Source organism: Paraburkholderia terricola (assembly GCF_003330825.1).
Lineage (GTDB): Bacteria > Pseudomonadota > Gammaproteobacteria > Burkholderiales > Burkholderiaceae > Paraburkholderia > Paraburkholderia terricola.
The window spans coordinates 1,689,643-1,703,473 of sequence record NZ_CP024941.1 but is presented as its reverse complement, the minus strand read 5'-3'; the positions used below and the strand labels follow the sequence as shown (position 1 = coordinate 1,703,473).

The 13,831-nt window shown below is 64.1% G+C and carries 11 protein-coding genes and 1 other RNA gene; 8 read left to right on the top strand and 4 right to left on the bottom strand.

Translation table 11 applies throughout. The annotated features are described in order from the left end of the window. Window positions 1–55 precede the first annotated feature (55 nt). Both dnaX and ffs read right to left on the bottom strand, forming a co-directional pair. Window positions 56–3,019, bottom strand: coding sequence for a DNA polymerase III subunit gamma/tau (gene dnaX / locus CUJ90_RS07740; protein WP_114162336.1), 2,964 nt, complete (start codon window positions 3,017–3,019; stop codon window positions 56–58). Between the two features lie 218 nt (window positions 3,020–3,237). Then, window positions 3,238–3,336, bottom strand: an RNA gene (ffs, locus tag CUJ90_RS07735) — signal recognition particle sRNA small type. A 446-nt stretch (window positions 3,337–3,782) separates the two neighbouring features. Between ffs and trxA the strand changes: the two genes are divergently transcribed. From trxA to CUJ90_RS07695, 8 genes are all read left to right on the top strand, one after another. After that, window positions 3,783–4,109: a thioredoxin TrxA gene (gene trxA, locus CUJ90_RS07730; RefSeq protein ID WP_006048864.1), complete on the top strand. Its 327-nt coding sequence runs from the start codon at window positions 3,783–3,785 to the stop codon at window positions 4,107–4,109. Between the two features lie 237 nt (window positions 4,110–4,346). After that, window positions 4,347–5,615, top strand: coding sequence for a transcription termination factor Rho (gene rho, locus CUJ90_RS07725; protein WP_006048863.1), 1,269 nt, complete (start codon window positions 4,347–4,349; stop codon window positions 5,613–5,615). Between the two features lie 175 nt (window positions 5,616–5,790). Further along, on the top strand, window positions 5,791–6,318 hold the full coding sequence (locus CUJ90_RS07720) for a MerR family transcriptional regulator (RefSeq protein WP_114162335.1): 528 nt from the start codon (window positions 5,791–5,793) through the stop codon (window positions 6,316–6,318). Then, the gene (locus tag CUJ90_RS07715) at window positions 6,315–7,871 is read left to right on the top strand and encodes an MFS transporter (RefSeq protein ID WP_114162334.1); all 1,557 of its coding nucleotides are present in this window, start codon (window positions 6,315–6,317) and stop codon (window positions 7,869–7,871) included. Before CUJ90_RS07720 ends, CUJ90_RS07715 begins: the two co-directional genes overlap by 4 nt. Window positions 7,872–7,885: 14 nt before the next feature. Further along, the gene (locus tag CUJ90_RS07710) at window positions 7,886–8,719 is read left to right on the top strand and encodes a M90 family metallopeptidase (protein WP_073426792.1); all 834 of its coding nucleotides are present in this window, start codon (window positions 7,886–7,888) and stop codon (window positions 8,717–8,719) included. Window positions 8,720–8,883: 164 nt separating this feature from the next. Next, window positions 8,884–9,150, top strand: coding sequence for a type B 50S ribosomal protein L31 (locus tag CUJ90_RS07705; protein ID WP_073426793.1), 267 nt, complete (start codon window positions 8,884–8,886; stop codon window positions 9,148–9,150). Window positions 9,151–9,439: 289 nt separating this feature from the next. After that, window positions 9,440–11,197 carry an ArnT family glycosyltransferase gene (locus tag CUJ90_RS07700; protein ID WP_073426794.1) on the top strand — a complete coding sequence of 586 codons (1,758 nt, stop codon included), beginning with the start codon at window positions 9,440–9,442 and terminating at the stop codon, window positions 11,195–11,197. 2 nt (window positions 11,198–11,199) lie between these two features. Continuing rightward, entirely contained in the window at window positions 11,200–12,537 is a 1,338-nt protein-coding gene (locus tag CUJ90_RS07695) for an MATE family efflux transporter (RefSeq protein ID WP_073426795.1), read from the top strand. Window positions 12,538–12,689: 152 nt separating this feature from the next. Here the strand turns inward: CUJ90_RS07695 and CUJ90_RS07690 are convergent, their stop codons facing one another. Both CUJ90_RS07690 and CUJ90_RS07685 read right to left on the bottom strand, forming a co-directional pair. Beyond that, a complete protein-coding gene (locus CUJ90_RS07690; RefSeq protein ID WP_114162333.1) occupies window positions 12,690–13,133 on the bottom strand; it encodes a carboxymuconolactone decarboxylase family protein in 444 nt (147 codons plus the stop codon). After that, entirely contained in the window at window positions 13,052–13,582 is a 531-nt protein-coding gene (locus tag CUJ90_RS07685; RefSeq protein WP_114162332.1) for a MerR family transcriptional regulator, read from the bottom strand. The genes CUJ90_RS07690 and CUJ90_RS07685 overlap by 82 nt, the downstream gene beginning before the upstream one ends. Between the last annotated feature and the right edge of the window lie 249 nt (window positions 13,583–13,831).

The following is a 13,831-nucleotide window of genomic DNA, read 5'->3' as shown; positions in this document are numbered from 1 at the left end:
GAAATTCGGTGAATCGGGCGCGCTCGGGCGCTTCGGTGTTATTGGGCGAGGCGAATCAGTGGGCCGGCGGCGCGCCGTTCTGACCCGCGTCCGGCGTAATCGGACGGATCGAGCCGGGCACGATGCTCGCGCCGAACTCGCGGATCAGCGACTGCACGAACGGATCGGCGCCGATCTCGCGCTCCGCTTCCCGCTGACGCTGCGCGCGCATGGCGGCGTCGTGCGCGGCCGCTGTGCGGCGCGCCGCGCCGACCTCGACCAGCACGTCGACATTGTGGCCGAGCTTTTCGGCGAGCGCCGCTTTCAGTTTAGCGACCTGCGAGGCTTCCGCGTACTGCGGCACCGGCACGTTGAGTTTGAGCGTGTTGCCTTCGAGCGCCATCAGTTCGCTATTGAACGCGAGCTGATACGAAATGCCCTTGAGCGGCAGGTCGACGGCGAGCGCCGGCCAGTCGCCCTTGAAGCCCAGCGGATCGAGCGGCACGGCGGGCGGCAGCGGACGTTCATCGACCTCCGGCGCCGGTGCGGGTGCGGCGTTCACGCGGACGTCGTCGGGGCCGCTGTCGAATACCGGCATGTAATCGTCGTCAGGCAATCCGTAATAGCCTTCGTCCGCTGCCGTGAGCGGCAGGTAATCGTCGGGAGGCATGTCGTCCCACGGCGGCATCGGCGAGCCGTTCCGCTCGACGCCGTTCTGTCCGGTGCCGTTGCGCTGGGCCGGCACCGCTGACGACGGCGCGCGTGCAGCCGGCGCGGCATCTTGCGGCGCGCGACGCGCGGCGCCGGGCGTCGGCACGGGAACGACGACGCGCGGCACGGCGGGTTTGGGCGCGGCTGAAGCGGCGGGCTTCGCGGACGCTGCGGGGGTGGCGCGGCCACGGTCCGACGATACTTTCAGACCCGCGCTGCGCAAGACATCGAGTGCGGCGCTCGCACCGCCCGCGCGGCGCGGTGGCGTATCGGCTGCGCTTTGTGGTTCCTGTTCTTGCGACGCCGCTGCCGCCGCGACTTGCTCCGTGCCTCCGGCGGCGGCTGCGGCCGGTGCGGTGAGCGCGGACGCGGGCGTCGTGTTATCGGGGCCGGCTGCTCGAGGCGGTTGGTTGACTGCCGGCTCGGCAGGCGCGTCTTCCCACGGAGCCAACACTCGCGCTGCGGTGGGCTGAGTGGGCGTGGATGCCTGGGCCGCGGGTGTCGCGTCAGCCGCTGGCGCCGCTCTGGCGCCGGTTGCCATGGGTGCGGGCGCAGCAGGCGCGATTTCGGACACCGGCGCATCGGTTGGCATGGGGGTCGATGCCGTTGGCGTCACCTCGGGCACCGGCACAACGTTTGCCACCGAACTGGCGTCATTTGCCGTCGGTGTCGATGCGGTGGGTATCCCCTCGGGCAACGGCGCAACTGCCGCCGAACTGGCGCCGGTTGCCATCGGTGCCGACGCCGCGGGTGTTACGTCGGCCGCCGCTGCCGCTGACTCGGCATTCGCGCCGTCCGCTATAGGCGCTGGCGCTGAGTTCACTGGATCACAAACCGGCGCCGACTCATCGACGTCAGTCGCTTCGGCAATATTTTTCGGTTCTGGCGCCGTTACAGTGCCTTCGGCGGAATTCGCATGCACGGGTCGCGCGCCGCCCACCGCAGCTTGCGCCTGAACGGCACCGGTGGTTTCCTCGGCAGGCGCCGCACTTTTAGTGGACACGCCAGAGACGGCGCCCTTCTCCGTCATCGCACCCGAAACCTGCGAGTCACGGACCGCCGCGTCAGCGCTGGCCGTTTCCCGCGCGTCCGGCTGCGCGACCGCTGCGGCAGCCGTTGCCGGCAAACCTGCCGCGCCGCGCTGCGCGGCCACTGCCGGCGTGCCGGCGCGCTGCGCGCCGCCCGCCTGACCCGCCTGACGCGCGGCACCGCCCACGCCGCCCACGCCGCCACCGCCGCCCGTAGGCGCCGGCTCGAACGCCAGCATGCGCAGCAGCGTCATCGTGAAGCCGGCGTATTCGTCGGGCGCGAGCCCCAGTTCGCTTCGGCCGATCGTCGCGATCTGATAGAACAATTGCACCCGCTCCGCGCTCAACGCTTCGGCGAAACGGCGCAAATCGCCTGCTTCAGGCCATTCGTCCAGCACCGACGCCGGCGCGAACTGCGCCCACGCGATACGGTGCAGCAGGCTCGCCAGATCCTGCAGCGCCGTCGAAAACGACAGGCTGCGCAGCGCCATCTCGTCGGCCACCGACAATACCGCGGCGCCGTCGCCGTCCGCCAGCGCGTCGAGCAGGCGTATCAGATAGCTTTGATCGAGCGCGCCGAGCATGCCGCGCACGGCTTCTTCATTGACCTGATTGGCTGAGTAGGCAATCGCCTGATCGGTCAGCGAGAGCGCGTCGCGCATGGAACCGTCGGCCGCGCGCGCGAGCAGGCGCAGCGCCTGGGCGTCGTACGGCACCTTCTCTTCGCCGAGAATGCGCTCGAGATGCGAGACGATATGGCCGGCCGGCATCTGCTTCAGATTGAACTGCAAGCAGCGCGACAGCACGGTAACGGGAATCTTCTGCGGATCGGTTGTGGCGAGAATGAACTTGACGTGCGACGGCGGTTCTTCCAGCGTCTTCAGCATCGCGTTGAACGCGTGGTTGGTCAGCATGTGCACTTCGTCGATCATATAGACCTTGAAGCGCGCATCGACCGGCGCGTACACCGCGCGCTCCAGCAACGCCGCCATTTCGTCGACGCCGCGATTGCTCGCCGCGTCCATTTCCACGTAATCGACAAAGCGCCCTTCGTCGATCTCGCGGCACGCGCGGCACACGCCGCACGGTGTGGAGGTCACGCCGGTTTCGCAATTCAGCGCCTTGGCGAAGATGCGCGACAGCGTGGTTTTGCCGACGCCGCGCGTACCGGTAAACAGATAGGCATGGTGCAAACGGCCACCGTCGAGCGCGTGCGTGAGCGCGCGCACCACGTGCTCCTGTCCGACGAGCGAAGCGAAATCCTTCGGCCGCCATTTGCGTGCGAGAACTTGATAGGTCATCTGGAAATTGTATCAGTAACGATGCCGTGCAAAACCGAATCAGACGGCATGCGAACGCACGTTGCCGCCGCATTGAAAGTGGCTAACGGACCGATAGAAAAAAATAGATGAAGTGCGCGGACGACGCTACCACGGCATGACGGCATGCAATTCGCACAGCGGAAACGCTGGGACAAAACCGGAGTTGGGGGTAAGGCAGAGGAAGACAGAAAAAGGAAGGTGACGAGCCCGACCCTCGGCACTGGTGGAAAACGGCTGTGGCTGCTTCGTTCCCGACCTGACCAGGTTGACCATCCCTCCATGCGAGGAGGCCCGTCACGAAACATTCTATCACCGCTTGGATCGTCGCGCGACTGTTAATACGGCCAAAGCCGCATTGGCACGTCGAATCGCGAGCTTTGCATCACGTATCGCTCTGCCCACGACGGGCGTCGACGCCACTTGATGTTTGCCGCAAGCGTCACCAGATGGGGGATGTCGTGGCTAGTGAAAGAGGGTGGCACTTCATCGGCAGCCGTCGTCGGCCCCACTGCCCCTGACGAGTACTATCGCCCCCGGCAACGCATAGCGAATTAAGCTAAACTGCTATTCGGATGACCCGCAACCGCGCGCCTTCCGCACATTCGGGAACCGGGTCTTCGCGTTTTCCGGGCTGTGTCGGCAAGGCTCCGATTGCGGCAAAGCGAACAGAAGTTTCCTTGGGTTTTGACGTATCGTGGCGAGCAATTCAGGCGGGCCTCGAACCGATAGAGGTATTCATACAATGAGCGAACAAATCAAGCATATTAGCGACGCATCGTTCGAACAGGACGTCGTGAAATCCGATAAACCCGTGCTGCTCGATTTCTGGGCTGAATGGTGCGGTCCGTGCAAGATGATCGCGCCGATCCTCGACGAAGTCGCGAAGGATTACGCCGATCGCCTGCAAATCGCCAAGATCAACGTCGACGAACATCAATCGACGCCGGTCAAGTTCGGCGTGCGCGGCATTCCCACGCTGATCCTCTTTAAGAATGGCGCAGTCGCCGCGCAGAAGGTCGGCGCATTGTCGAAGTCGCAGCTCACCGCGTTCCTCGACGGCAACCTGTAAAGCGGCGCGCATCGGCACGCGGCAAGTCTCTCCAGACCGCCCCGCGCCGGTATTGAGCGTGTTGTCTACCGACAACACGCTCAACGAGAAAGATGCCATGTCGTCGCGCTGACGGCAGTTGGCGTGTGCTATGCTAGAATCCGCAAAACGTCGTGAAGACGTGTAAGTCCTTGAGCGGTTCCGCTCACTCTCCTCCCAGATTTCATTTCGTCGCACCTTCTCCTGCGGGTTCTCCGTATGCATTTATCCGAGCTTAAGACTCTGCACGTGTCCGAATTGATCGAGATGGCCAATGGCCTCGAGATCGAAAGTGCGAACCGCCTGCGCAAACAGGAATTGATGTTTGCCATTCTAAAAAAACGAGCCAAAACGGGCGACACGATCTTCGGCGACGGCACGCTCGAAGTGCTGCCGGACGGCTTCGGCTTCCTGCGTTCACCGGAAACCTCGTATCTCGCCAGCACGGACGATATCTATATCAGCCCGTCGCAAATCCGCCGCTTCAACCTGCATACGGGCGACACGATCGAAGGTGAAGTGCGCACGCCGAAAGACGGCGAGCGCTATTTCGCGCTGGTGAAGGTGGACAAGGTCAACGGCCAGCCGCCGGAAGCCTCGAAGCACAAGATCATGTTCGAGAACCTCACGCCGCTGCATCCGAACAAGGTGCTGCTGCTCGAACGTGAAATGCGTGGCGAGGAAAACGTCACGGGCCGCATCATCGACATGATCGCGCCGATCGGCAAGGGCCAACGCGGCCTGCTGGTAGCTTCGCCGAAGTCCGGCAAGACCGTGATGCTGCAGCACATCGCGCATGCGATCAAACAGAATCATCCTGACGTCGTGCTGTTCGTGCTTTTGATCGACGAACGCCCCGAAGAAGTGACGGAAATGCAGCGTTCGGTGGCCGGCGAAGTGATCGCCTCCACGTTCGACGAGCCCGCCGCGCGTCACGTGCAGGTCGCCGAAATGGTGATCGAAAAAGCCAAGCGCCTCGTCGAAATGAAGAACGACGTGGTGATTCTGCTCGACTCGATCACGCGTCTCGCGCGTGCATACAACACGGTCGTGCCGGCCTCGGGCAAGGTGCTGACAGGCGGTGTCGACGCGAATGCGCTGCAGCGTCCGAAGCGCTTCTTCGGCGCCGCGCGCAATATCGAGGAAGGCGGCTCGCTCACCATCATCGGCACCGCGCTGATCGAAACCGGCAGCCGCATGGACGACGTGATCTACGAAGAGTTCAAGGGCACCGGCAACATGGAAGTGCACCTCGAGCGCCGTCTTGCTGAAAAGCGCGTCTACCCGTCGATCAACCTGAACAAGTCCGGCACGCGCCGCGAGGAACTGCTGATCAAGCCCGAGGTTCTGCAAAAGATCTGGGTGCTGCGCAAGTTCATTCACGACATGGACGAAGTCGAGTCGATGGAATTCCTGCTCGACAAGATTCGCCAGACCAAGAGCAACTCCGAATTCTTCGACATGATGCGGCGCGGCGGCGGCAGCTAAAGCCTCGCGCAGCAACAGTCGCGGCAGACATGCCGCCTCCTTCAGAAAGCCGCTCGTCGAAAAACGAGCGGCTTTTTTTTCGTCCGCGCTCAAAAGGACGTGCAGCCCGGCAACCTGCACGTGAACGTACACGTTGCAGTACAATACGAGCACCCCGTTACGTTCATTCAAGCGTATGCCGAAGGATTCATCCGCCCTGCTCACCGTGCGCGAAGCCGCCGAACGCCTCGGCGTCACGCCGCGCACGCTGAAATACTACGAGGAACGCGGCCTCGTCTCGCCCACCCGCAGCGGGGGCCGCTACCGGCTGTACGACGACGAAGACCTGAAGCGCTTCGGCCGCATTCTGCGTCTGCGCTCCCTCGGCTTCTCGCTGCACGGCATCACTGAAATGCTGAAGCGCCCGCTCGAACCCGTCGAGGGCGGCCACCGTTTTTCGACCGAATCGCTCCAGCAGATTCGCGACGCCATCGCACAGCAGGTCGCGGCGCTCGACGCGCGCATCGAAACCATGCGCCGCGACCTCAAGGAAGCGCAGAAGCTGCGCGCCGAACTGAGCCCTGACCTCGACTATCTGGAACGGCGCCTCGCCGGCGAAAATGCGGACGCGCTCCTCGAACAACGCCGCAGCGCCCGCGCCAAATCCTCGGATGCGCTGCTTGCGAAGCCCAAGGGCGCGCGCAAGTCCGGCGGACAATCGTGAGTTCGGCATCGCCCCGCGCGCCGCTGTTCAGCGTCGACAAGCTGCGCGGCGATTTCTTTCCTTGGGTGCTGGCCGTCGTCACCGGCCTCGACTACTTCGACAATGCGATCTTTTCGTTTTTCACGAGCTATATCGCGGGCGGCATCAACGCCTCGCCCGACGAGCTCGTGTGGGCGTCGAGCGCCTATGCGATCGCGGCCGTGCTCGGCATCCTCCAGCTGCAATGGTGGGTCGAGCGCTTCGGCTATCGTCGCTACGTGGCCGGTTGCATGCTGCTCTATGCCGCCGGAGCACTCGCCGCGACGCTGTGCGAATCGTCGATCGAACTCGCATTGGTGCGCGGTGTTCAGGGCTACTTCATCGGCCCGATGATGGGCACGTGCCGCATCCTCATCCAGATGAGCTTCACGCCGCGGCAGCGGCCCGCGGCCACCCGCGCGTTTCTTATATTGATCGTCCTGAGCAGCGCGCTCGCGCCGCTGATCGGCGGCCAGTTGATCGCGCATTTCGGCTGGCGCGCGCTCTTTGCATGCACCGCGCCGGTGGGCCTGCTGTTCGCCGTGCTGGCTTTGCTCGCGCTGCCCGACTCCGGCAACCGCCTGCCGGACGAACGCGGTTCAGCGCATTTCTGGCCGTACATCGTATTCGCATTCGCGCAGGGCGCGCTGCAGATCGTGATGCAGCAAGTGCGCTTCCAGTTGTTCAGCGCGTCGCCCGAACTGATCCTGCTGACGGTCGCGGGCCTGGTCGCACTCGGCTGGTTCGCGTATCACCAGTGGCACCACCCCTCGCCGCTCGTGCGACTGCACGCGCTGCGCGAAAAGGTGTTCCAGGCCGGACTCGTGCTGTACATGTTCTATTACTACATCTCGACGGTGCTCGGCTATCTGATCTCGCGCTTCCTCGAGGGCGGACTCGGCTATCCCGTCGACAACACCGGTCAACTCGTCGGCGTGACCTCGCTGATTTCCGCGAGCGCGCTGTTCGTCTATCTGCGTTATGCGAAGCTGTTGCCGCATAAGAAGTGGATCATCGTGTCGGGGTTCGCGGTAGCCGCGCTGACCGCGGCATGGATGACGCGCATGTCGCCGGCCGTCGGCGAGTCGGCGCTGTTCGCACCGCTCCTGCTACGCGGCCTGCTGTTGCTGTTCATCGTGCTGCCGGTCGCCAATCTGACGTTTAGAATCTTCGCTATCGAAGAATTCACGCACGGCTACCGGTTGAAAAACATCGTCCGCCAGTTGACGATCTCGTTCGCGACGGCCTCGGCGATCATCGTCGAACAGCATCGGCAGGCGCTGCATCAAGCTCGCCTCGCGGAGTTCGTGAATCCGTACAATCCGGTGTTCCAGAATTCGCTTGCCGCGTTGACGAGAAGTTTCGCCGCCGCCGGCCGCCCGGCGTCCGAGGCGCACTCGCTTGCATTGGTTGAGATCAGCCGGAGCGTCGCGCGGCAGGCCAGCTTCCTGGCCTCGCTGGACGGCTTCTACTTCCTGATCGGCGTGGCGATATGCGGCGGCCTCTTTGCCGCATGGCAAAGACAGATCGACTAAAGGTTCATCAGGCCATGCTTTCGAAACTCACTCAATGGCTGGGCGCGCGCCGCCGCCACCGCGCGCTGCGCGACTACGCGATCGACGACGCGCTGTGGCAAGCCACGCTCGACGGCTTGCCGTTTCTCGCACACCTGGAGGCGCCCGACCTCGCGCGTCTGCGTGAGCTCACGAGCCTCTTCATCGCGCAAAAGGAGTTTTCGACCGCGCACGAGCTCGAACTCACCGACGCGATGACCGTCTCGATCGCCGCGCAAGCCTGTTTGCCGGTGCTGAACCTGAGCCTCGATCTGTACCGCGGCTGGGTCGGCGTGATCGTCTATCCAGGCGAGTTCGTGATCCGCAAGACCGTCGAGGACGAAGACGGCGTGGTGCACGAAGTCGAACAGGACGCCAGCGGGGAAGCATGGGAAGGCGGACCGGTGGTGCTGTCGTGGGAAGACGCGCAGATGACGGACGGCGCGGAGGCCTATAACGTCGTGATCCACGAATTCGCGCACAAGATCGACATGCTGACCGGCGAGGCGGACGGCCACCCGCCGCTCATGCGCCGTTGGCACGCGCCGCTCGATTCGGAGGCATGGGCGGACGTGTTCGACCATGCTTACGACCAGTTCTGCGCCAAAGTCGACGCGGTGCCGGAGCGCCGATGGGCGCGTTTCGAGCGCGATTGCCTGATCGATCCGTATGCGGCGGATCATCCATCGGAATTCTTCGCCGTTTGCAGCGAGGCGCTGTTCGTGAAGCCGCAGGCCTTCGAGGCGGAATATCCGGAACTCTACCGGCTGCTCGCGCGCTATTACCGGCAGGATCCGGCGCGCGTCGGCGTGACGTTCGGTCCCGCCTGAGCGCTTCTCACTGCCGGCGAAAAGCTGCGGGAAAGTCGTCAAGCGACTGATTTTCTGGCATAATCGCCGTTTTTCGACCATAGGCAAGTGGCTCGCGCCTAGATGCGGTCCGCGCTCATAGCGGCTGCACGCGGGTTGGCTACCGCCAGATCAAAGGAAAGACCATGAAAGAAGGCATTCACCCCGATTACCGCGAAGTCCTGTTCATCGACATGTCGAACGACTTCAAGTTTGTGACGCGCTCCACCATCCAGACGCGTGAAACCGCCGAGTTCAACGGCAAGACCTACCCGCTCGCCAAGATCGAAGTGTCGTCGGAATCGCATCCGTTCTACACCGGCCAGCAAAAGATCATGGACACGGCAGGCCGCGTCGAGAAGTTCAACAAGAAGTTCGGCACGCGCGCTACCGGCAAGGCAGCAGCAAAGTAATACCGCCTCGTCGCCGGCTGTTTGCCGGCCACGCAGCAGCAAAAAAGGGCAGCGCGAGCTGCCCTTTTTTGTCGCCGGAGCTGTTGCTCTACCCAGGGTGCATGTTCGTCACGTCCCGGCTCTTCCGTGCCGGTGTTGTTACAGCTTACCCACCCACGTTGCGAGCCGTTACCGGCCGTGACGCGCATCGCACGGCACGACTACAATGCCGGATGCTCCAAATTGGCCATTCCAGCCGGACATTCCGTCCGGTCCCGGCTGCACCGCTTACCCGTTACCCACACACCGCATGAGACCTGTCGTTCGCCTCACTGCCTCCGCGACCAGTGCGTTGCCGCGCTGGCTGCTGCTCACCATCTGTATCGTCTATGCGTCGTTCGGTCTGTTCGGCCGCGATCCGTGGAAGAACGAGGACGCAGCCGGCTTCGGCGTCATGTGGACGATGGCCAACGGCGGTGTCCACGACTGGCTGCTGCCGAATCTGGTCGGCAAGTACCTGACGGAAGACGGTCCGCTCGGTTACTGGCTCGGCGCCAGCGCGATCCGCGCGCTCGCGCCGTGGGTCGACGCGAGCAACGCGTCGCGTGTGTTCACGGGTCTGCTGTTTTGCGCGGGCTGCGCGTTCGTCTGGTATGCCGCCTATCTGCTCGGCCGGCGCGCCGAGGTGCAGCCATTCAAATATGCGTTCGGCGGCGAGCCGGAACCGCGCGACTACGGCCGCACGCTCGCCGACGGCGCGCTGCTGATCCTGCTCGCCTGCTTCGGCCTCGCCGAACGCGGCCACGAAACCACGCCCCAACTGGCGCAGTTCGTCGGCATCGCGATGCTCGTGTACGGACTGGTGCGCATGATCGACAAGCCGATTCAAGGCGCGCTGATCTGGGGCCTCGCGCTCGGTCTCGTCACGTTGGCGAGCAGCCCGGTGCTGGTCGGCGCGCTGCTGCTCGGCACGCTCTCGATGACCTTGATCGTGCGCGAGGCGCGCTCGCGCTGGCTGCTGCTGGCCGGCTTGCCGGTGGCGCTCGCCTTGTCGATCGCGTGGCCGATCGCCGCGCTCGCCGCGTTTCCCGAGGACGCCGTCTGGTATCTGCATCAATGGTTGCACGTCAGCCTGAACGCGTTCGCCGGGCCGCCCGGCTCGGTGACCGCGTACGCGCTGAAGAACCTGCCGCTCTTCACGTGGCCCGCCTGGCCGCTGGCGCTGTGGGCATGGTTCAGCTGGTCCGGCCTGCGGCGCGCGCCGCACGTGGCCATTCCGCTCTCGGTCATCGGACCGCTGCTGGTGCTGGTCGTGCTGCAAAGCCATCAGTCGAACCGGCTCTACATGCTGCTGCTGCCGGCGCTGGCGGTTCTCGCCACCTTCGCATTGCCCACGCTCAAACGCGGCGCGATCAACGCGATCGACTGGTTCGCGCTTCTGAGCTTCACGATCCTCGGCAGCTTCGTGTGGCTGGTGTACATCGCCGGGCTGACCGGCTTTCCGTATCCGCTCGCGCGCAACCTCGCGCGCCTCGCGCCGGGTTTCGCGCCGCAGTTCAAGATCCTGTCGTTCGTGTGCGCCGTCGCCGTGACGGTCTGCTGGTTCGTGCTGGTGCAATGGCGCCTCGCACGTCATCCGAAAGTCTTGTGGCGCAGCGTGGTGCTCTCGAGCGCCGGCACGACGCTGATGTGGGTCCTGCTGATGACGCTGTGGCTGCCGGTCGTCAACTACAGCCGGACCTATAAGGATGTCGCCCAGCAGATCGCGAGCCATCTGCCCGAGGACTACACCTGCATCTCGCCGGTGCGTCTGGGCAATGCGCAGATTGCGACCTTCGCCTACTTCGGCGACATGCACTTCTCGTTCGACCAGGACTGTGACGTGATCCTGCGCCAGGACACGCAGGACTTCGGCGAGCCGAGCGCGATGTCGAACTTCGTCTGGAAGCTGGTGTGGCAAGGCCGCCGCGTGGCCGACCGCGACGAACGCTTTCGCCTTTACGTGCGTATCGACCGCCCGAAACCGCCGGTCGTCAAACGCCGCGGCTGGCGCAAGAATCCCGGCTGAGCATGTTCGCCGACGTACGGAAAATCGCCGAGCTCGCATGGCCCGTGCTGATCGGCCAACTGGCGATCATCGCGTTCGGCGTGATCGACACGGCGATGGTCGGCCGTTATTCGGCCGTCGATCTGGCCGCGCTCGGCCTCGGCTCGTCGATCTACATTTCCGTCTATATCGGCTTGACCGGCATTCTGACCGCGCTCCAGCCGATTGCCGCGCAGTTGTACGGCGCGCGCCGCTACGCGGAAATCGGCGAGGAAGTGCGCCAGGCGCTGTGGCTCGCGCTTGCGTTGACCGTGCTCGGTTTTCTGATTCTCTATTTTCCGGGGCCGATGCTGCGTCTCGCGCGGGTGCCCGAAGCGCTGCACGAGCGCACGATCGCGTACCTGCGGATCCTGTCGTTCGGCTTGCCGGCGAGCCTTGCGTTTCGCGTCTACAGTTCGCTGACCAATAGCGTCGGCAAGCCGCGGCTCGTGATGATCCTGCAAATCGGCGCGCTGCTGCTCAAGGTTCCGCTCAATACGTGGTTCATCTTCGGCGGGCTCGGCGTGCCGGCGATGGGCGGTCCCGGCTGCGCGCTCGCCAGCACCGCGATCAACTGGGGACTTGCCGCCGTCGGCATGCTGGTGTTGACGCGCGTCGACGTGTTCACGCCATTCGGGATCTTCGAGCGCTTCTGCTGGCCGGTGTGGCGGCGCCAGGCGGCGCAGTTGCGTCTCGGCATTCCGATGGGCCTGTCGTATCTGATCGAAGTCACCTCGTACACCTTCATGGCGCTCTTCATCGCGCGTTTCGGCACGACGACGCTCGCGGGCCATCAGATCGCCGGCAACATCGGCGCGGTGCTGTACATGACGCCGCTCGCGATCGGCATTGCTTCGTCGACGCTGGTCGCCCAGGCGCTTGGCGCGCATCGCCCGGAAGCGGCGCGCACGCTGTCGCGGCACGGCATCATCATGGCCGTCGCGATCGCCAGTTGTTACGGCGCGATCGTGCTGGTGTTGCGGCCGTACATCATCGAAGGCTATACGACGAATAAGCAGGTCGCGGCGGCGGCGTTGCCGCTGGTGTTGATCGTCGTGGGCTATCACCTGTTCGACGCCTTGCAGATCACCACCGCGTTCGTGCTGCGCGCCTATCAGGTGGCGGTCGTGCCGACCGTCATCTATGCGCTCGCGTTGTGGGGCGTGGGACTCGGCGGCGGCTATCTGCTCGGCTTCAACGTGGGCGGCTTCACGCCGTCATGGCTGACCGGCGCGCGCGGTTTCTGGGTGGCGAATACGGCGAGCCTGGCGATTGCGGGCATCGGCCTGCTGATGTACTGGCGAGCGGTGAGCCGGCGATAAAAAGCGGCGGTCTGAAGCGGCTACATGAAGCGGCTACATGAAGCGGCTACCTGAAGCGGCTATCTGAAGCGGCTACATGAAGCAGCCGCCCGCTCATCCGGCAATCCAAAGCGGCGCGCTGCCTCGGCCACGCGCCCGCCCACGCGGCAATCTCAAGCGGCGCGCGCCTCCTCCGCCACTCGCGTTCCTTCCGGCAATTCCGCCCCGTTCGTCCGATCGTGACGCTCGAAAATCTCGCGCGCCGCGAACAGCGCATTGAGCGCCGCCGGAAAGCCCGCATACAGCGCCATCTGCATGAACACCTCGACGATCTCCTCGCGCGTGCAGCCGACGTTCAGCGCCGCCTCGATATGCACCTTCAACTGCGGTTGCGCACAGCCGAGCGTGGCCAGCGACGCGATCGTTGCAATTTCCCGCGCGCGCAGATCGAGTTGCGGCCGGCTGTAAATATCGCCGAAGCCGAACTCCAGCAGCAGACGTCCGAAATCCGGCGCGATCGGCGCGAGCGCGGCGATCACCTGTTCGCCGGCCGAGCCGTCGATTTCCTTGAGTTTGTTCCAGCCTCGGGTGTAGCGGTCGTTTTCTGCGTGTTCCATGGCGAGTCCTTTTCCGAATGTGAAGGCGATCGAGTTGCGTCGGTCTGTCGTGTCGGATCGCACCCGGTGGACGCCTGCGCGGCGGCATCGATCGCGGCCTCGTAGTAGGCGATCTTGTCGATGATCGCGCCGAGGTTGCTCTGCAACTCGTCGATCCGCGCCAAAACCGCGTCCCGGTGCGCCGCCAGCATCTGGCGGCGGGCGTCCATCGTAGGCTGGCCTTCCGCGCGCAACGCCGCGAAGGCCTGCATCCCGGCGATCGGCATGCCGGTCGCCTTCAGACGCATCACGAACTTCAGCCAGTCGAGATCGGCCGGCGAATACAGGCGATGCCCCGCCTGCGTTCGCCCAACCGCCCGTATCAGGCCGGCCTGTTCGTAGTAGCGCAGCGTATGGGTGGAGACGCCGATGGTCTGTGCGACCTGCCCGATGGTGAGTGCTTTTGACATGACGGTACTCAGGTTAGGACTTCGAGTGCACTTTAAGTCAAGCGCGCGACGCTGTCATTTGTCGGCGCCGGCATATTTTCTTTTCGATGTATTTGATCGATAAGCTCACAAGAGCCTAATCGGTGGGCAAAAGGTTTAAAGATTGTCCGCACTGATTTACTTGTCACGAATCGATCGGTATAACTCGTCGGCGTTCGCAAATAAGGGCGCGCATTTGTCCTATGCTTAAGCGCGGCGCCCGCTAACAGC

Excerpts from the sequence above, each read along its gene's own strand:
- CUJ90_RS07700 (WP_073426794.1), top strand. The coding sequence starts at position 9,440 with ATGAGACCTGTCGTTCGCCTCACTGCCTCCGCGACCAGTGCGTTGCCG.
- CUJ90_RS07705 (WP_073426793.1), top strand. The coding sequence starts at position 8,884 with ATGAAAGAAGGCATTCACCCCGATTACCGCGAAGTCCTGTTCATCGAC.
- dnaX (WP_114162336.1), bottom strand. The coding sequence starts at position 3,019 with ATGACCTATCAAGTTCTCGCACGCAAATGGCGGCCGAAGGATTTCGCT.
- CUJ90_RS07695 (WP_073426795.1), top strand. The coding sequence starts at position 11,200 with ATGTTCGCCGACGTACGGAAAATCGCCGAGCTCGCATGGCCCGTGCTG.
- rho (WP_006048863.1), top strand. The coding sequence starts at position 4,347 with ATGCATTTATCCGAGCTTAAGACTCTGCACGTGTCCGAATTGATCGAG.
- trxA (WP_006048864.1), top strand. The coding sequence starts at position 3,783 with ATGAGCGAACAAATCAAGCATATTAGCGACGCATCGTTCGAACAGGAC.
- CUJ90_RS07720 (WP_114162335.1), top strand. The coding sequence starts at position 5,791 with ATGCCGAAGGATTCATCCGCCCTGCTCACCGTGCGCGAAGCCGCCGAA.
- CUJ90_RS07685 (WP_114162332.1), bottom strand. The coding sequence starts at position 13,582 with ATGTCAAAAGCACTCACCATCGGGCAGGTCGCACAGACCATCGGCGTC.
- CUJ90_RS07710 (WP_073426792.1), top strand. The coding sequence starts at position 7,886 with ATGCTTTCGAAACTCACTCAATGGCTGGGCGCGCGCCGCCGCCACCGC.
- CUJ90_RS07690 (WP_114162333.1), bottom strand. The coding sequence starts at position 13,133 with ATGGAACACGCAGAAAACGACCGCTACACCCGAGGCTGGAACAAACTC.